Below are 18,094 nucleotides of genomic sequence, written 5' to 3'. Positions count from 1 at the left end.
ACCCACCCGCCATCAACGCCCGGTACGCGACGCCCTGCCCGAACCCGCCGCCGCCTTCGCGCGGCTTGCCGACGAATTCAACCCGCTGCCGGCGATGCCGTTCGCGATCTCGGTGCCGCTCGGCCTCACCGCGCCCGACGACATCTGGCGCCGGCTCGGCAATCGCCTGCGCGCCCGCGGCGCCGGCGCGCCGTCCGGCTATGCCGATCCGCAAGGCGCGCTGCCGCTGCGCGAAGCGATCGCCGACTACGTGCGCCGGTCGCGCTCGGTGCGCTGCGATGCCGGCCAGGTCGTGATCACGAGCGGCACGCAGCAGGGGCTGCATCTCGCGAGCCAGGTGCTGCTCGGCGACACCGACCGCGCGTGGGTCGAGAATCCGGCCTACCGCGGCATCACCGCGCTGCTCGAAAGCACCGGGCGGCGCGACGCGATGGTGCGCGTGCCGGTCGACGCCGACGGCCTCGACGTCGACGCCGGCATCCGGCTCGCACCCGATGCGCGCGCCGCGTTCGTCACGCCGTCACACCAGTACCCGCTCGGCATGCCGTTGAGCATGGCGCGCCGCAATGCGCTGCTCGCGTGGGGGCGCACGCACCGCGCATGGGTCGTCGAGGACGACTACGACAGCGAATTGCGCTACGAAGGGTATCCGTTCCCGTCGCTGCAAGGCCTCGCGCCCGATCGCGTGATCTATCTCGGCACCTTCAGCAAGATCCTGTTTCCATCGCTGCGGCTCGGCTACGTGATCGCGCCCGACGATCTCGTGCCGGCGTTCTGCGGCGCGCGCGTACTGATGGACCGCCACGCGCCGACCGCCGATCAACACGTACTCGCCGCGTTCATCGCCGACGGCCATCTCGACCGCCACATCCGCCGCGTGCGCGGCGTCTATGCGGAACAGCGCGCGCTGCTGATCGACACGCTCGGCGCGCGACTGCCGCGCGAGCGCGCGTGGGTGCAGCCGGGCGACCAGGGAATGCACGTCGTGCTGTGGCTCGCGGCCGGCATCGACGATCTCGACGTGGTCGCGCGCGCCGCCCGGGCCGGTGTCGCGGTGCGCGCGGTGTCGCCGATGTTCGCGCCCGGCACCGCGCGCCCCGGGCTGGTGCTCGGCTTCGGCGGATTCGGCCGCGCGCAGATGGAAGCGGCCGCGCAGCGGCTCGCGGACGTGGTTTCGTCGGTGGAATCGCGGCCCCACGGGCGGTAAAAGGTTGTCGGCGGGCAACAAACGTAATCGTCTGTAAATCCTGCAAGCAAACGGCCGTTTCGGCCGCCGGCGCGCGGGTTCCGTTTGCTAGGATCGCGCGTCTTCCTTCCGCGCCCCTGCCGCCTTGAATCGCTTCGTGCCGTTGCTCCGAGACGCGTGGCTCCGTTGCCGCGCCCGTGTCGCGCCATTCGTCGCCGCCTGCCGCACGCGCCTCGGTGCGCTGGGCGCCGGCGCGCTGCATCGTCTGCGCCATCCGACCCGGCGCGGCGTGGCGCTGACGTTCGCCGCGATCCCGGTGCTGGGCCTGCTGGTCCTGCTCGCGTTCGTTCCGTTCACGCCGAGCATCGGCGACATCCGCAAGGCGCGCATCGACCGCCCCGCGCGCGTGCTGTCGGCCGACGGCCAGCTGATCGCCGAGTTCCGGCCCGTGAACCGCGAATGGGTGCCGCTCAGGCAGATCTCGCCGCACATGGTCGACGCGCTGATCGCGACCGAGGATCACCGCTTCTATTCACATCACGGCATCGACTTGCGCCGCACGCTCGCGGCCGGCCTGCATACGTTCTCGGGCAGCCGCCAGGGCGGCTCGACGATCACGCAACAGCTCGCGCGCAACCTGTATCCGGACGAAATCGGCCGCGCGCCGACGCTCACGCGCAAGGTGAAGGAGCTGATCACCGCGTTCAAGATCGAAGCGGTGTACAGCAAGGACGAGATCCTCGAAACCTATCTGAATACCGTGCCGTTCCTGTACAACGCGTACGGCGTCGAAATGGCCGCACGCACCTACTTCGGCAAGTCGGCGAACCAGCTCGACATCGCGGAGAGCGCGACGCTCGTCGGGATGCTGAAGGGCAACAGCTATTACAACCCGGTGCTGAACCCGGAACGCGCGGTCCAGCGGCGCAACATCGTGCTCGGCCGGATGGCGCAGATGGGCATGCTGTCGCCGCGGCAGCTCGCGAAGCTGCAGCGCCAGCCGCTGCGCGTCGATTTCGAACCGCAGACGGCGCAGCCGGGCCTCGCGCCGCATTTCGCGGTGCAACTGCGCAAGTGGCTGATCGCGTGGGCCGACCGCAACAACTACGATCTCTACGCGGACGGCCTCGTCGTGCGCACGACGCTCGATGCGCGGCTGCAGGACATGGCCACGCAGGCGCTGACGCGGCAGACCGAACGGCTGCAGGCGATCGCCGACGGCGCCTGGCGCGGGCCGTCCGGCTGCGGGCTGCGCAACGACCTGTTCCGCGGCTTCATGCGCCAGACGCCCGAGTATCGCCAGGCGCGCGACACGGGGCTCGCCGACGTGGTTGCGCTGAAGCAGCTCGGCGCGAATCGCGAATTCATGCGGGCGCTGTGCGAGCGCAAGACGCAGGTGCAAGCCGGCTTCGTCGCGATCGATCCGCGCAACGGCGCGATCCGCGCGTGGGTCGGCAGCCCCGATTTCGGCAGCGCGCCGTTCGATCACGTCGCGCAGGCGCGGCGCCAGCCGGGTTCGACGTTCAAGCCGTTCGTCTATGGCGCCGCGTTCGCGGACGGGATGCGGCCGGGTGACACGTTCGTCGACCGCCCCGTCGCGATCCCGATCGACGGCCGCGCCGTGTGGCGGCCGACCGATGCGGAACCACCGACCGGCGAGCCGATGACCCTGCGCGACGGGCTGGCGCTGTCGCGCAACCGCATCACCGCGCAGGTCATGCAGCGCGAAGGCGCCGCGAAGGTCGCGCAGCTCGCCCGTGCGATGGGGGTGCGCGACAGCCCGCTCGACGCGGTGCCGTCACTCGCGCTCGGCACGAGCCCGGTCACGCTGAAAGAGATGGTGTCCGCGTACGGCACGATCGCGAACCGCGGCGTGTACGTCGCACCGCGGACGATCACGCGCATCGAGGATCGCGACGGCAAGGTGCTCGCCGCGTTCGGCAGCGCGCCGCCGGAGCGCGCGTTGCCGGAGGCCGCCGCGCAGACGCTCGTCGACGCGATGCGCGGCGTCGTCGATTACGGGACCGGCGCGGACATCCGCTCGCGCTACGGGATTCGCATCGACGTCGCGGGCAAGACCGGCACGACGCAGGACAACACCGACGGCTGGTTCATCCTGATGCATCCGCAACTCGTGGCCGGCGCGTGGGTCGGCTTCGACGACGGCAGCGTGACGCTGCGCAGCGACTACTGGGGCGCGGGCGCGCACAGCGCGCTGCCGATCGTCGGGTCGTTCTACGATGCGGCGTTGCGCGCGCAGGCGATCGATCCGCACGTGCAGTTCTCGCCCGACTTCCGGCCGCGCAGCGCACCGGCGCCGAGGCGGCGCGCGCAGCCGCATTCGGGCCTGTTCGACTGGTTGAGGTTCTTTCGCTGATCGGGGTGGCTGCGCGCCGGGCTACCGAGGCGTCGTCATCATGTGCCCGTCCGCGTACAGCCACACGGGCACGCCGTCGCGATCGTCATCGAACAGCGCAGCGTCGCCGAGCCGCGTGTAATGCGGCGGGTGCAGCACGGTGCCGTCCGCGCGCGGCAACGGCCTTCACGGCGCCGACGGCGAAGCGCCGCTGCGCGCGACCCGATACAGCTCGATGCCGTCGACCTGGAAGCCTTGCGTCATCAGCAGCAGGACGCCGGTGGTCGAACGCTTCGTCGTGAAGCCGTTGCCCGTGATGGACGTGACCTGGTACGGTGTCCCGATCGGCATCCTGATGATCTGGCCGCCCGGCACCTCCAGCACGCATGCGTCGGCAGGCGGCTTCTCCGGACCGTCCATATCGAGTTCAGCCACGTGCGCCGGCGCCGTATCGACGCTCCAGCGCCCGGCTTCACGCGCGCGCAGCACGATGTCGCTCCCCACCTTCTCGACCCGCATCGTCGCGGGCTTGCCGGCGGCCGGCGCGTAATCGCCGAGTAACGCATCGCAGGCGGTGCCGGCTCGCGCGGACAGCGAGACGAACAACATCAGACAGAAAGCGGGAATACGCACGGTGGAGCCTCTCAGGTTCGAATTGCTATTGGAATGCCGGCGCGGGCGCGCACGGCGGCGGCGCCACGACAGGGTGCTGCCGGACGCCAATATAGCGAACACAAGCGGCGTGTGCCAGTCTGGCTCAGCCCGCCGCGAGCGATGCAGCAAGCGCATCGAACTCCGGCGCCCACGCGGCACGCCACGCCGCCTTCGTCGCGTCGTCGACCCACGCGCCGTCGATCCCGTTCAGCATGAACTGCTTCAGGTCGGCGACGGTAAAGCCGAAATGACTGAACATCAGTTCCCACGCCTCGGCCGGATTGACCTTGTGCAACGTCGGATCGTCGGTATTCGGATGAATCTTCAATCCGAGGCCCGGCATCTTGCGCATCGGATGCAGCTCGGCCCATTGCTCCGGCGGCAGCGTGCGCAGGTAGTACGAATTGGTCGGCACGACGGTAAACACGATCCCGCGCTCCGCGTAGCGCGCGCACAGCTCGGGGTTGTCGACGACCGTATAGCCGTGATCGACGCGGTCGACCTGCAACAGATCGACGGCCGTCTCGACGTTGCGCCACGGCATCCCGAACTCGCCCGCATGCGCGGTCGTGCGAAAGCCGGCCGCGCGTGCATTGCGGTACGCCTTCCAGAACAGTTCGGGTGGCCGGTCGTTCTCGCGATAGTCGATGCCGAGCCCCGCGACTTCGTCCGCGCGATTCGCCTTCATCCACTCGACGATCTCAACCGCTTCGTCGGGGTCCTGCTCGCGATCGATGCTCGGAATCAGGCGCGCGCCGATCCCGAAATCGCGCGCGGCATCGCGGATCGCCGTCACGATCGCGGCCTGCGCGTCCGCATACGCGATGCCCGACACGCGCACCGTTCCCGTCGGATTCCAGAAGAATTCCGCATGCCGCACGTTGTGCGCGGCCGCGTCTTCCAGATACTCGTATGCGATTCGGCGCAGGTCGTCGGGTTGCGTCAGCAGATACTTGTCGAGCGCACGCAGCACGTGCAGCACGCCGACCGGCTTCTCGCCGCGCGCGTAGAACGCGTCGATCTCCGTCCGCTCGATCGGTGCGCCGCTGCGTTCGGCCAGCGCGACGAACGTGTCGTGCCGCACCGCGCCGAGCAGATGGCAGTGCAGCTCGACCTTCGGCAGCGCGTGGAAGAAGGCCCGATGGGCCGGCGTGATGTCGATGCCCGTGCGCGCGGCCGGGACGTTGCCTGGTGTTCCCTTCATCTCAGTCTCTTTTTCGGTAGTGCGATGCGTGGCGAAGCCGTCTCTCAGTGCGGCTTCACGACGGTCCAGAAGTAATAGCCGAGCGGAATCGCAAGCACGACGAGCCCCCACGACACGTCGCGCCAGCGGCCGGCCAGCAGCTTGACGAGCACGTAGCACAGCAGCCCGCCTGCAATGCCGGTGCCGAAGCTGTTCGACATCAGCGTGAGCAGCACCATCGACATCACGGGCAGCGCATCGGTGAAGTCGTCGAAATGCGTATGGCGGATCGTCGCGAACATCGACAGCCCGATCAGGATCAGCGCCGGCGCGGTCGCCTCCTTCGGGATCGCGAGCGCGACCGGCACGAACAGCAGCATCGCGGCGAACAGCACGGCGGCAGCCAGCGACGACAACCCGCTGCGGCCGCCGGCTTCGACGCCCGCCGCCGATTCGATCAGCGCGGTCAGCGCCGGAATGCCGAACACGGGCCCGAGCGTCGCGGCGAGCGAATCGACGAGGAACGGCCGGTTGATGTCCGGCAGGTTGCCCTGTTCGTCGAGCAGGTTCGCCTTCGCGCCGACCGCGAGCGCGGTGCCGAGCGTCGAGAAGAATTCCGCCGCGAAGAACGCGAACAGGTACGGCGCGGCGGCCAGGCTCAACGCGCTGCCGATATCGAGCTTGAACGCGATCGGCGCGATGCTGTGCGGCAGCGACACGAACGACGCCGGCAGGTGCGTGACGCCGAGCGGCACGCCGGCCGCGGCCGCGACGAGGATCGCGATCAGGATCGCGCCGGGCACCTTGCGCGCCTGCAGCACGATCGCCACCGCGAGGCCGATCAGCGCGACCAGCGCGCCCGGCCGCGAGAAGTCGCCGAGCGCGAACGCGTTGGTCTTCGCGTTCGCGACGACCATCCCCGCATTGCGCAGCCCGAGCATCGTGACGAACAGCCCGATCGACGCGCCGAGCCCGAGCTTGATCTGCACCGGAATCAGCCGCACCACGACGCCGCGCGCGCCGAGGATCGTCAGCAGGAAGAACAGCACGCCCGACACGCACGCGATGCCGAGGCCCGTCTGCCAGCCGACGTGCTCGGTCGTCGCGAGCGTCACGCCGATGATCACCGAGCCGCCGATACCGGGGCCGACGAGGAACGGCAGGTTCGCGTAGAGCCCCATCAGCGTGGTGAACAGCACGAACACGACGATCGTCGCGGTGGTCGCCGCGCCGCGCTCCATTCCGCCCGTCGCGAGCAGCGACGGGATCACGACGAGCAGGTACGCGGCCGCGAGGAACGACGTGACGCCCGCGATCGTCTCGGTGCGCACGCTCGTGCCGCGCGCGGCGAGCGCGAAGCGGCGTTCGAGCCAGTTGGCCGGCGCACGTGCCGGCATCGTGTCAGTCGCTGACATGGTGGTTCTCCTGTGATTCCGAATATTGTCCTGTGTCGATTCGTGCGGCGCGGTCTTATACTGCCGCGTACCGCTTCCCGACCGTCATTGCCCGATGTCCGACCGCTCGTCGCTGCTGCCCGCGCTCACGCTGCGGCAAGTCCAGCACTTCGTAGTCCTTGCGCACGCACGCAGCTTCACGCAGGCCGCGCAGGCGCTGTCGCTCACGCAGCCCGCGCTCACCGCGTCGATCCGCCAGATCGAATTCCTGCTCGGCGGCCGCCTGTTCGCGCGCACCGCGCATCGCCTCACGCTCACCACCGCGGGCGAAGCCGTGCTGCCGCTCGCCGAACGCCTGCTCAACCAGGCGCGCGGCACCTTCGACGACATGACGCGGCTCATCGGCGAACGCATCCAGACCGTGCGCATCGCGTTCATTCCGTCGGTCGCGGGCCGCCTGCTGCCCGCGCTCAACGCACTGCGCGGCACGCACCCGACGCTGCGCTTCACGCTGACCGATTTGCCGAACAGCGCGCTCGTCGAAGCGGTGCGCGACGGCGTCGCGGATCTCGGCATCGGCGTGCGCGAACCCGATAGCGACGACGGCACGCTGCGCTACCAGCAACTGTTCGAGGACGAGATCGTGATCGTCGTGCGGCACGACGATCCGCTCGCCCGCGCGAAGAGCGTCACGTGGGCGAAGCTCGTCGATCGCGAACTCGCGGTGTTCGTGCGCGGCAGCGTCAGCGAATCGCTGCATCGCACCGGCGGCGCCGGGAAGCTGCGCCTGAACGTCACGTACCGGATGGAATACACCGAGCCGCTCTACGCGCTCGCGCGCAACGGTCTCGCGACCGCCGTGCTGCCGAGCCTCTACACGATGCATCTGCACGATCCCGAGCTCGTCGCGCTGCGTGTCGACAAACCGCGCGTCACACGTGCGATCTCGCTGATCTCGCTCGCCGCCGACGATCGCGGCCCGCACGTGCGCGCGTGCCGCGAGTGGATTGCGAAGCACATCTGATGCCGCGTCCGCCGCGCTTGCCGCATTTGCCGCGCGCGTTCAGGGCAGCTTCGCGATGCGCTCGACGAGCGTCGCGTAGAAGCGGTCCGCGTCGACCTCGTTGATCCACGTCGCGTTCGCCGCACGGCCGCTGCGCCCGTTCCAGTCGACGATCGTCTCGCCGAGCGTCCACTGCCCGGTCGTCTCGACCACCACGTTCACCTTGCGTCCGCCGAACAGCGTCGGGTCGACGAGATAGCCGACGGCCGTCGGGTCGTACATCGGCGCGTCGTCGATCCCGCGCCGCTTCTTGTTGTAGGCCAGTTCCGCTTCCATGATGTCCGCGACGATCGCGCCGCAGCGGTTGCCGAGCGCGCGGAACGGCGCGACCCGCGCCGGCGTGATCGGCGCCTTCACCGCGACGTCGCGCGGCAGCACGACGATCGGCACGCCGCTGCCGAACACGACGTCGGCCGCCTGCGGATCGACGTAGATGTTGAACTCGGCGGCCGGCGTGATGTTGCCGCGCTCGAAGAACGCACCGCCCATCAGCACGATGTCGCGCAGCGCGGCGCGAATCTGCGGCGCCTCGACCAGCGCGGTCGCGATGTTGGTCAGCGGGCCGAGCGCGCACAGCGTCACGCTGTTCGGCGCCGCGCGGCTCAGCGTATCGACGAGGTACGACACCGCGTGACCGGCGGCGAGCGGCGCGCGCGGCGCGTGCAGTTCGACGCCTTCGAGCCCCGTCTTGCCATGCACGTTCGCGGCCGTCACGAGGTCGCGCACGAGCGGGCGCGGGCAGCCCGCGTACACCGGCAGCGTCTTCGTGCGGCCAGCCCAGTCGCGGATGATCCGCGCATTGCGTTCGGTGAGGTCGAGCGGCACGTTGCCCGCCACGGCCGTCAGCGCGCGCACGTCGAGCCGGTCCTGCGCGCCGAGCGCGAACAGGATCGCGATGGCGTCGTCCTGCCCCGGATCGGTATCGATGATCACCGTGCGGCGGGCGGCGTCGCCGCCGGCCGCGAACGCGCCCGTTTCGGGCAGCAGCGCGGTGCCGGCCAGCGCGGCCGACAGTTTCAGGAAGGTGCGGCGGGATGCGATCGGATGGGTCATGGTCGGTGCTCAGAAGACGTGCCGGACGCCGAGCGTCGCCATCATCTGGCGCGTGCCGGTCGAACGCGCATACGCGAAGATCTGCGCATGATCCGCGTCGCCGGCCGCCTGCTGCGCGATCACCGTCAGCGCGACGTCGGTGCGTTTGGACAGGAAGTAGTCGGCCTGCAGGTTCACCTGGTGCCATTTCGGACGCTTGTCGATCACGTCGTACTTGCCGTTCGTGAATGCATACGCCGCGCCGAGAAAGAGCTGCGGCGTCATCGTGTAGACGACGTTCACGCCCAGGTTCTGCAGGTGCAGATGCGAATTGTCGAGGTAATCGTAGCGCACGTCGGTGAACATCGCGGCGAACTGCGCGCGGCCGATCGTGTAGAAGCCGCCCGTGCCCGCGATCCGCTGCCGGCTCGCATACGCGGCCGGCGTCATCGCGCTCTTGCTGAAGATCAGCAGCGGCGACGCGTAGTCGTTCGCGATCGCGCCGTCCTGGTTCGTCGCGCTGTAAGGATGGTTGTACTGCGCATAGACCGCGCTCCAGCGCAGCGGGCCACGCTCATAGCCGAGCCCGAAGCTGTACGCGCTGTTGTTCGCGAAACCGGTCGCATTGCTGAAGCCGTACAGCGCGGTGAACTTCAGCCCGTAGTAGACGGGGCTCACGTACTTCACCGAGTGCTGCACGCGGATGTCGTTGTAGCCGTTGTCGTTGTCGCCGATGTTCACGCCGTTGCTCGCGATGATCACGGGCCCGATGTAGTCGTGGATCGCGTCGTACTGGCGACCGAACGTCAGCGAGCCGTAGGTGCGGTCGGCCAGGCCGACGTACGCCATGCGCCCGAACTCGCGGCCGTTCTGCGCGGCCGTGCCCGTCATCACGTTGAAGCCGTTCTCGAGCTGGAAGACCGCGGACAGCCCTTGCCCGAGATCCTCCTTGCCCTTCAGCCCCCAGCGCGGGTTCTGGTTCGTGCCGGACAGCGCCTGCCATGCATTCTTGCCGCCCTGGTTCGTCGCGAACCCGACACCGGCCGAGATCAGACCGTACAGCGTGATGCTGCTTTGCGCACAGGCATGGGTCGCGAAGGCGCCGAGCATCGCGAGCGGAGCGAGCTTGTAGAGAGTTTTCATGCGGGTCGTGTGGTCGGTGGTGGTCCAGGCGCGGCAGGGTTCCGCGAAACTGGACTCGACTATACGAACCCGGATCGGATAATAAAAGTTTGCTTTCCTTATATCTCAATAAAACGGATTTATTCTCATCCTCGCACCGCCCGCACCCGGCGAAGCGGCGCTCAGTCCGCCGTATCGCCGCCCTTCGGCAGCTTCGACCATGCGCCGCGCCCTGGCAGCGGCGACCACGCCGGGCGGGTCTTGCGGGCGCTGTCGATCACGACCAGGTAGCGGCCCGCGATCGGCGTGATGTCGCGATCGCGACGCAGCACCCACAGCGACTTGCCGGCCTCGACGCGGGCCTGGTAGTCGTCGTCGAGCAGCCCGTGCCGGTCGAGGAACGTGTTCAGCGACGCGGGAATCCGCACGCAGCCCTTCGAGTGCCGGATGCCGAGCAGCGCTTCGAGCCGGTCGGGGTCGGTCGCATGCATCTGGAAGCGCATCGGCGACACGCCGCCCTTGCCCCAGCCGCGCTCGCCGTCCACCCAGCCGAAATCGTAGATGCGCATGTCGCGGTGACCGTAGCCGCGAATGCCGTTCTCGTTCGTCGTGCCTTCCGCGCGGAAATCCATCGTGTCGGGCGAGTGATGAAACACGCCGAGCGGCGTCAGGAAATGGTCGTACTGGCCCGGCAACCCGGTGCCGACCGGCGATGCGCCGATCATCAGCCACGCATTGGCCGGTGTCGCGCGGAAGTAGATGAACAGCGCCTGCACGTTCGGCGCGCGGTCCACCATCGCGACGTATTCGCCGGCGAGATCGCCGAGATCCGCATCGGCGAGCGCTTTCTGGAGCCGGTCGCCGTACGCGCGCTGCTCGCTCGCGGGCACGTTCAGGCGGCGCGTGACTTCCTGCATGAAACGCTTGCGCATGTCGAGCGCGCGTGTCGTCGCGTTTTGCGCGTCCTCGGCCGACAGCGGCGGATGCCGACGCGGCGGCGTGGGCGGAGGCGGTTCGGCCTCGCTGGCGGGCGTGCCGGAGGCGGCCGATGCAGGTGCGCCGGCCGATGCCGCCGATGCCGCGGAAGCGGCCGACGCACCGGATGCCGCGCTTGCGGATTCCGCGCGATTCGCCTGTGACGCGGCGGATGTCGGCGCTGCGGCCGATGCGTCCGACGCCGCATGCGCGGACGAAGCCGGATGCGGACGGGAGGCTGCCGAAGCAGGCGACGCGACGGATGAGGATTGCACAGCAGACGACGGAGCGCCGGACGCGGCAAAGGCAGGTCGTTGTGCGACAGCGGAAATCGACACCGCGGCAGCAAGCCACACGGATGCGGCGACTGCGCGGTTGAGGCAACGCGGCTGCGCGAAGCGCCGCGTCAAGTGGGCAAGAATCATATGTTCGAAGCCATCGGCCGATCCGGCCGCCGCATGGTGCTGCTGCGAGCGGCGCATCTTCCGCGCAAGCCATCGACACGCCCGGCACATCGCGTGCGCCCGGCGCCGACGCCTCTTCGCGGCGGAGCCATTCGCTGATGCAACGCGGGCACTCCGATGGCGGCTAATGAGTCGTCAGGCCCCCTATTTTACTCGTCCATGCGCGAATCGGCCGCGGCCGGAAGCACGCTTTTACGGGGAATTGCGCTTCGTCACGCTTTGTTTCAACTCGTTGCCGCGTGCGTATTCGTGGCGTGGCACGCTTGCGTGTTCGATGCTTTCGGCACGCGGCCGAGTGCTGACGCGATGGATCCGGTTCGAGCGCGCCTCCCGGTTGATTCGCATGACAAAGCATTTTGGCGAGGGGCCGGTCCGGAAGCGGAAACCCCGGACCGCATCGCACGCATGCCGCAACGAACCGTGCGACATGCGTGCGCACCCGCCGATCACTTCGAGATGGTTTCGAGCGCGATGCCCTTCGTGCGCGGCCCCATCAACCCGATCGCGGCCATCACGATCACCATCGCGCCCGCGATGAACGCGAACACGCCGAACGTGCCGAAGCCGCGCAGCACGGCCGCGATCACGAACGACGAGAAGATCGCCGAGAAGCGGCTCCACGAATAGACGAAACCGACGGCCCGCGCGCGGATCGACGTCGGGAACAGCTCGGCCTGGTAGGCATGGAAGCTGTACGACATGATGTTGCTCGCGAGCGTGAGGCCGATGCCGAGCACGATCAGGAACGCGCCCACCGTCGTCTGGCTGAACAGCAGCCCGCAGACGACGATCGCCGCCGCCATCGCGACGATCACCGACTTGCGCTCGAAGCGGTCGGCGATCACGAGGCCGATCAGCGGACCGATCGGCGCGGCGAGTGCGATCACGCTCGAATACATCAGGCTCGACGTGATCGTGATGCCCTGCTTGATCAGCAGCGTCGGCACCCAGTTCGCGAAACCGTAGAAGCCGACCGTCTGGAACACGTTGAAGATCGTCATCATGATCGTGCGGCTGCGATACGGCGGCACCCACATGTCGCGGAAGCTGCCGCGCGGCGGCACGGGTTCGGCGGGCGCGGGCGGCGGCAGCGGCCGCCCGTATTCGGCTTCGACCTTCGCCTCGAGCGCGCGCATGATGCGGTCGGCCTCGTCGACGCGGCCCTGCTGCGCGAGCCAGCGCGGGCTTTCCGGCAGTTCGCGGCGAATCCACCACACGAACAGCGCGCCGTGCGCGCCGATCAGCACGACCCAGCGCCAGCCGTCGAGGCCGAGCGGTGCGTGCGGCACCAGCAGGTAAGCGAGAAACGCGACCACCGGCACCGCGACGAACCCCACCGCCTGCTCGCACGCGAACGCGCGGCCACGGATCTGCTTCGGCACGAGTTCGGAGATGTACGTGCCGATCGTCACCATCTCGACGCCGAGGCCGAGACCGACGACGAAGCGCCAGAAGTTCAGCCCGGCCGCGGTGTCCTGGAACGCCATCACGACATTGGCGGCCGTGTACCACAGCAGCGACCACGTGAAGATCGCGCGGCGGCCGAAGCGGTCGGCGAGGAAGCCGCACGCGATCGTGCCGATGAAGAGCCCGGAAAACAGCGCGGCGATGAAGCTCGCGACGCCCGTGGTGCCGAACAGGCCGTGCGTCGTCGCGGACAGGATGCCGCTTTTCACGAGGCCCGGCGCGACGTAGCCGCTGTAGAGCAGGTCGTAGAGTTCGAAGAAGAAGCCGAGGCTCAGCAGCACGACCAGCTTCCAGACGCTGCGCGTCGGCGGCAGGCGGTCGAGGCGGGCCGAGATGGCGCCGGGGTCGATGGAAGGGGATTGGGCAGGTGCCTGGGAAAGGCTGTCCGTTGAGGCCATCTTGGGCGCGTCTCCTGATCGTGTCGTGTTGTGCGTTGTCGTCCGGCGGACCGCCGAACCGGCGCCGGGCGAATCGCTGCATTGTACCGGCAGCCCCGTTCGACGCACGGGCAAGCCGGCAGGCCGGACGCAGTGCGGGCACCGAAGCCATTCGATGCCCCGTTTTCGCGCCTGATAATGTGTAACTTGCGTAACCGTGTGTCGGCACCGACTGCGCGTTCGCGTGGCGTTCCGCTACCACCGGCCTCGCGCGCAGGCCGCGCAGGCGGGTGATGACGGGCCTCCCGCGCTGCTTCACCCACGCACGCGCCGCCGGAATCGCCGCGAATCGCAACACGCAATCGGGACAACCACGCGTTCCGCGCCCCGGTAACATGCTAGCGGGCCAACTACCGGCTTCCGGCTGCCTTTCGGCAATCGGCATTGTCGGCAAATCGTAAGCATTCCATGTCCATACAACGACTCTCCACGTACGCCCGCCGGATCGCGCTGATCGCGCTGCTGCAGTTCGCGGCGATCGCGACCGCGTCGGCGTTTCCGGCGGCCGCTTCCGCGCCCGTCGCGAGCGGCGTCGGCGCCACCGCGCCGGCCATCTCGCTGCCCGACGCCGTCGCGCAGCTCAAGCAGATGCAGGCCGAGCTGGACCGCATCAAGCAGCAGACCTCCACCGCATCCAACAGCAAGGAGCTGGATGCGCTCGACGATTCGGCGCAGGAACTGAGCACCGATGTCGCGAAACTGCAGAGCGATCTCACGCCGCAACGCGCGCAGGTCCAGGCGCAACTCGACGTGCTCGGCCCGCCGCCGGCCGAGGGCGCCGCGCCGGAAACGCCAGCCGTCGCGAAGCAGCGGGCCTCGCTGGACGCGCGCAAGACGCAGATCGACGCCGCGCTGAAGCAGGCCGCCGACCAGAAGACGAGCCTCGCGAACCTGACCGAGCAGTTCGCGAAGCTGCACCGCAGCCTGCTGAAGAACCAGCTCGCGTTCCGTTCGGGCAGCATCTTCAGCGCGCAGTTCTGGCTGCCGCTGTTCCACCTGTCGCCGGACGATCGCCAGCGGCTCCAGGATTTCGACGACGAACTGTTCGACATGCTGCGCTCGTCGTGGGTGCCGGGGCAGCGGGCCATCACCGCGGTGCTGCTGATCGCCGCGTTCGCGGCATGGCTCGGCGGGCGCCGCCTCATCGAGCGCGGGCTCGCCTGGATCGCGCTGAACCGCCTGCCGCCCACCCGCTTGCGCCGCAGTGCGCTGGCGCTGTCGACCGCGCTGTCGACCTTCCTCGCGACGGCCATTGCGATCCAGATCCTCTACCTCGCCGTCGCGCGTCATTACGAGCTCACGCCGTCGCTGACCGATCTGTGGGACCAGTTCGCGAAGCTCGCCGCAACCTGCGCACTGATCGCCGGGCTCGGGCGCGCACTGCTCTGCACGAAACATCCGTCGTGGCGGCTGCCCGCGCTCGCCGATCCGGTCGCGCTCGCGATGAAGCCGTTCCCCGCGATCCTGGCTGCGCTGCTGCTGGTGTCGGGCACGCTCGAATCGATCAACCGGATCGTCGACACCAGCCTGTCGGTCACGCTGTTCGGTCGCGGCATCGTGTCGCTCGTCGTCGCGCTGACGGTCGGCGCGTCGCTGTTGCGCGCGAACCGTGCGCGCGCCGCGCTCGCGGCGGCAGGCGAGGCACCCGAGCAGCGCTCGACGCTCGCGGGCCTGATCCACGCCGGCGTCACGCTCGCGATCGTCGCGTCGTTGATCGCCCTCCTGATCGGTTACATCACGGTCGCGCGCTTCATCACGTACGAGCTCGTATGGTTCGAGATCGTGCTGTGCGCGACCTACATCCTGATCCAGTTGACGCGCGACGCGAGCGAAAGCCTGTTCTCGTCGAGCCTGTCGACGGGCCAGCAGATCAAGCACCTGTTCGCGCTCGAAGACCGCCACCTCGACCAGGCGCGCACGGTCCTGTCCGGCTTCGGCACGAGCCTGCTGATGCTGATCGCGGCGATCGCGCTGGTGACCGGCGGCTTCGGCACGACGCCGGGCGACCTGCTCGACAGCGCGGTCGCGATGATCGGCAGCCAGCGGCTGCAGAGTCTGAACATCATGCCCGACCGGATCATGAATGCCGTGATCGGCTTCGCGATCGGCTTCTACCTGCTGCGCTCGCTGCGCCGCTGGCTCGACGGCGAGTTCATGCCCGCGCTCGGCATGGACACGGGCATGCGCGTGTCGCTGATCACGCTGTTCACCAATGTCGGCTACGTGCTGCTCGTCCTGATGACGCTCGGGCTGCTCGGCGTCAGATGGAACAATCTCGCGTGGATCGTCAGCGCGTTGTCGGTCGGTATCGGCTTCGGCCTGCAGGAAATCGTGAAGAACTTCGTGTCGGGGCTGATCCTGCTGACCGAGCGCCCGGTGAAGGTGGGCGACATGGTCAGCATCGCGGGCGTCGAAGGCGACATCCGCCGCATCAACGTGCGCGCGACCGAAATCCAGCTGAGCGACCGCTCGACCGTGATCGTGCCGAACTCGCAACTGATCTCGCAGAACGTGCGCAACGTGACGATGGGCAACAGCACGCAGGGCGTCGCGACGCTGGTGCTGACGTTCCCGCTGAACACCGATCCCGAGCAGGTGCGCGACCTGCTGCTCGATGCGTATCGCGCGCATCAGGCGATTCTCGAGAAACCGGCGCCGTCGGTGACGTTCAGCCAGCTCGCGCCGGACGGGATCACGCTGAGCGTAACGGGCTACGTGTCGAGCCCGCGGATCGCGAGTTCGACGAAGAGCGATCTGCTGTTCGAGATCCTCAAGCAGTTGCGCGCGGCGGGGATCACGCTGTCGAGCCCGCAGATGCTGGTCGTGCAGAACATGCCGGCGAACGATGGCACCACGCGGCACGAATCGTAGGCGAGCCATCGAGCGGGTCCGCTCACGATCGATCGGCGCGGCGCACGCATCGCAATAAACGACCAGGGCCGGTTACCGCTTCCACGGCAACCGGCCCTGTTCATTCGACGTCGAAGCGCCCAAGCCGGGCGCCCGCACTTATACGTCGAACTTCACCCCCTGCGCCAGCGGCAGCTGGCGGCTGTAGTTGATCGTGTTCGTCGCCCGGCGCATATACGCCTTCCATGCATCCGAACCCGACTCGCGGCCGCCGCCCGTTTCCTTCTCGCCGCCGAACGCGCCGCCGATTTCCGCGCCGCTCGTGCCGATGTTCACGTTGACGATCCCGCAATCGCTGCCGGCCGCCGACATGAACTGCTCGGCTTCACGCATGTCGTTCGTGAAGATCGCCGACGACAGGCCTTGCGGCACCGCGTTGTGCAGGTCGATCGCGTCGTCGAAGTTGTCGTAGACCATCACGTACAGGATCGGCGCGAACGTCTCGCGCTCGACCACCGCCGATTGCTTCGGCATCCGCACGATGGCCGGACGCACGTAGTACGCATCTGCGTGGCCGACGTCGACGCGCTCGCCGCCCTTCACTTCGCCGCCCTGCTCGCGCGCATCGGCCAGCGCCTTCTGCATCGCGTCGAACGACGCACGATCGACCAGCGGGCCGACCAGCGTGCCTTCCTCGAGCGGATTGCCGACCTTCACCGACGCATAGGCCTTCTCGATGCGCGGCAGCAGTTGCTCGACGAGGCTGCGATGCACGATCAGGCGGCGCAGCGTCGTGCAGCGCTGGCCGGCCGTGCCGACCGCCGCGAACGTGACCGCGCGCACGACGAGGTCGAGATCCGCGCTCGGCGCGACGATCATCCCGTTGTTGCCGCCGAGTTCGAGGATGCCGCGCGCGAGGCGCTGGCTCAGCACCTTCGCGACTTCCTGGCCCATCCGCACGCTGCCCGTCGCGCTGACGACCGGCACCTTCTTCGACGCCGTCAGCACCTCGCCGACATCGCGCATGCCGAGCACCAGCTGGCTCAGTTCCGCCGGCGCGACGCCCGGATGCGTCTTGTCGAACTCGCGCAGCGCCTTCTGGAGCAGCACGTGGCACGCGATCGCGGTGAGCGGCGTCTTCTCGGACGGCTTCCACACGACCGAATCGCCGCACACGAACGCGAGCGCCGCATTCCACGCCCACACCGCGACCGGGAAGTTGAACGCCGAAATCACGCCGCACACGCCGATCGGGTGCCACGTTTCCATCATCCGGTGGCCCGGGCGCTCGGACGCGATCGTGAGGCCGTAAAGCTGGCGCGACAGGCCGACCGCGAAATCGCAGATGTCGATCATTTCCTGCACTTCGCCGAGGCCTTCCGACGTGATCTTGCCGGCTTCGAGCGTGACGAGGCGGCCGAGCTCGGCCTTGTGCTCGCGCAGCACGTTGCCGAACACGCGCACGAGTTCGCCGCGCACCGGCGCCGGCACCGTGCGCCACTTGAGGAACGCGTCGTGCGCGGCGTCGATCTTGCGCTCGGCGTCGGCGGGCGTGTCGACGGCCAGCGTCGCGAGCGTCGCGCCGTCGAGCGGCGAACGCGCGGTCAGCGCGTTGCCTTTCCACTGGGCGAGATCGATGTCGAGCGCGGCAAGAATGTCGTTGAATTGCATCACTTCCTCTTCAGGGACAGATTGATCGATGCGGCGGCAGCGCCGCCCGCGTGATTCGATTGGAGCGCGTTCGAGCGCCTCGTGCAAGCGGATGCGCCGCGCGGCGGGCCGGTGCGCCATCCGGCGCATCGCGCTGCGCCGCCGCCGGAAGCCCGGCCGGACGGCGCGCCCCAGCCTCGCGAGGCACGATCCATGAGACACATTGTCGATGGCCACAAGTCGGGCCGCTATTGATATTAA

The 18,094-nt window shown here is 68.6% G+C and carries 12 protein-coding genes; 4 read left to right on the top strand and 8 right to left on the bottom strand.

What is annotated here, in order from left to right; all coding sequences use genetic code 11:
• On the top strand, positions 1-1,207 hold a 1,207-nt coding region (locus H0X91_RS30895; RefSeq protein ID WP_196433622.1), incomplete at its 5' end, for an aminotransferase-like domain-containing protein.
• A gap of 124 nt (positions 1,208-1,331) precedes the next feature.
• Positions 1,332-3,563 (top strand): penicillin-binding protein 1A, encoded by a 2,232-nt coding sequence (locus tag H0X91_RS30890; protein WP_060264422.1) that lies wholly within the window; start codon positions 1,332-1,334, stop codon positions 3,561-3,563.
• 165 nt (positions 3,564-3,728) lie between these two features.
• Here H0X91_RS30890 and H0X91_RS30885 read toward each other — a convergent pair whose 3' ends face one another.
• From H0X91_RS30885 to H0X91_RS30875, 3 genes are read right to left on the bottom strand one after another with little or no spacing between them, the layout of a single operon-like run.
• Positions 3,729-4,331: a hypothetical protein gene (locus tag H0X91_RS30885; protein WP_230878057.1), complete on the bottom strand. Its 603-nt coding sequence runs from the start codon at positions 4,329-4,331 to the stop codon at positions 3,729-3,731.
• On the bottom strand, positions 4,300-5,400 hold the full coding sequence (gene add / locus H0X91_RS30880) for an adenosine deaminase (RefSeq protein WP_048987859.1): 1,101 nt from the start codon (positions 5,398-5,400) through the stop codon (positions 4,300-4,302). Before add ends, H0X91_RS30885 begins: the two co-directional genes overlap by 32 nt.
• 44 nt (positions 5,401-5,444) lie before the next feature.
• Positions 5,445-6,794, bottom strand: coding sequence for an NCS2 family permease (locus H0X91_RS30875; RefSeq protein WP_006491121.1), 1,350 nt, complete (start codon positions 6,792-6,794; stop codon positions 5,445-5,447).
• A 94-nt stretch (positions 6,795-6,888) separates the two neighbouring features.
• Between H0X91_RS30875 and H0X91_RS30870 the strand changes: the two genes are divergently transcribed.
• Positions 6,889-7,797, top strand: a complete 909-nt coding sequence (locus H0X91_RS30870) for a LysR family transcriptional regulator (RefSeq protein ID WP_006495136.1) — start codon at positions 6,889-6,891, stop codon at positions 7,795-7,797.
• A 39-nt stretch (positions 7,798-7,836) separates the two neighbouring features.
• On the opposite strand, the gene H0X91_RS30865 is transcribed toward H0X91_RS30870, so the two are convergent.
• The 4 genes from H0X91_RS30865 to H0X91_RS30850 all read right to left on the bottom strand — a co-directional run bounded on the left by H0X91_RS30865 (position 7,837) and on the right by H0X91_RS30850 (position 13,294).
• Positions 7,837-8,889 (bottom strand): nucleoside hydrolase, encoded by a 1,053-nt coding sequence (locus tag H0X91_RS30865; protein ID WP_006491123.1) that lies wholly within the window; start codon positions 8,887-8,889, stop codon positions 7,837-7,839.
• Positions 8,890-8,898: 9 nt separating this feature from the next.
• Positions 8,899-10,011, bottom strand: coding sequence for a porin (locus tag H0X91_RS30860; RefSeq protein WP_006491111.1), 1,113 nt, complete (start codon positions 10,009-10,011; stop codon positions 8,899-8,901).
• 161 nt (positions 10,012-10,172) lie between these two features.
• On the bottom strand, positions 10,173-11,480 hold the full coding sequence (locus H0X91_RS30855; RefSeq protein ID WP_196433621.1) for a hypothetical protein: 1,308 nt from the start codon (positions 11,478-11,480) through the stop codon (positions 10,173-10,175).
• 395 nt (positions 11,481-11,875) lie between these two features.
• Positions 11,876-13,294 carry an MFS transporter gene (locus H0X91_RS30850; RefSeq protein WP_006495132.1) on the bottom strand — a complete coding sequence of 473 codons (1,419 nt, stop codon included), beginning with the start codon at positions 13,292-13,294 and terminating at the stop codon, positions 11,876-11,878.
• Positions 13,295-13,741: 447 nt separating this feature from the next.
• Between H0X91_RS30850 and H0X91_RS30845 the strand changes: the two genes are divergently transcribed.
• Complete coding sequence (locus H0X91_RS30845; protein WP_196433620.1) at positions 13,742-16,204, top strand: DUF3772 domain-containing protein; 2,463 nt, start codon at positions 13,742-13,744, stop codon at positions 16,202-16,204.
• 138 nt (positions 16,205-16,342) lie between these two features.
• On the opposite strand, the gene amaB is transcribed toward H0X91_RS30845, so the two are convergent.
• On the bottom strand, positions 16,343-17,854 hold the full coding sequence (amaB, locus tag H0X91_RS30840; RefSeq protein ID WP_058903532.1) for an L-piperidine-6-carboxylate dehydrogenase: 1,512 nt from the start codon (positions 17,852-17,854) through the stop codon (positions 16,343-16,345).
• Between the last annotated feature and the right edge of the window lie 240 nt (positions 17,855-18,094).

The sequence above is a fragment of the Burkholderia sp. 9777_1386 genome (assembly GCF_015712265.1).
In the GTDB taxonomy this organism is placed as follows: Bacteria; Pseudomonadota; Gammaproteobacteria; order Burkholderiales; family Burkholderiaceae; genus Burkholderia; species Burkholderia cenocepacia.
Note: the sequence above shows the minus strand (reverse complement) of the source record. Positions and strands in the feature narration are given on the sequence as shown.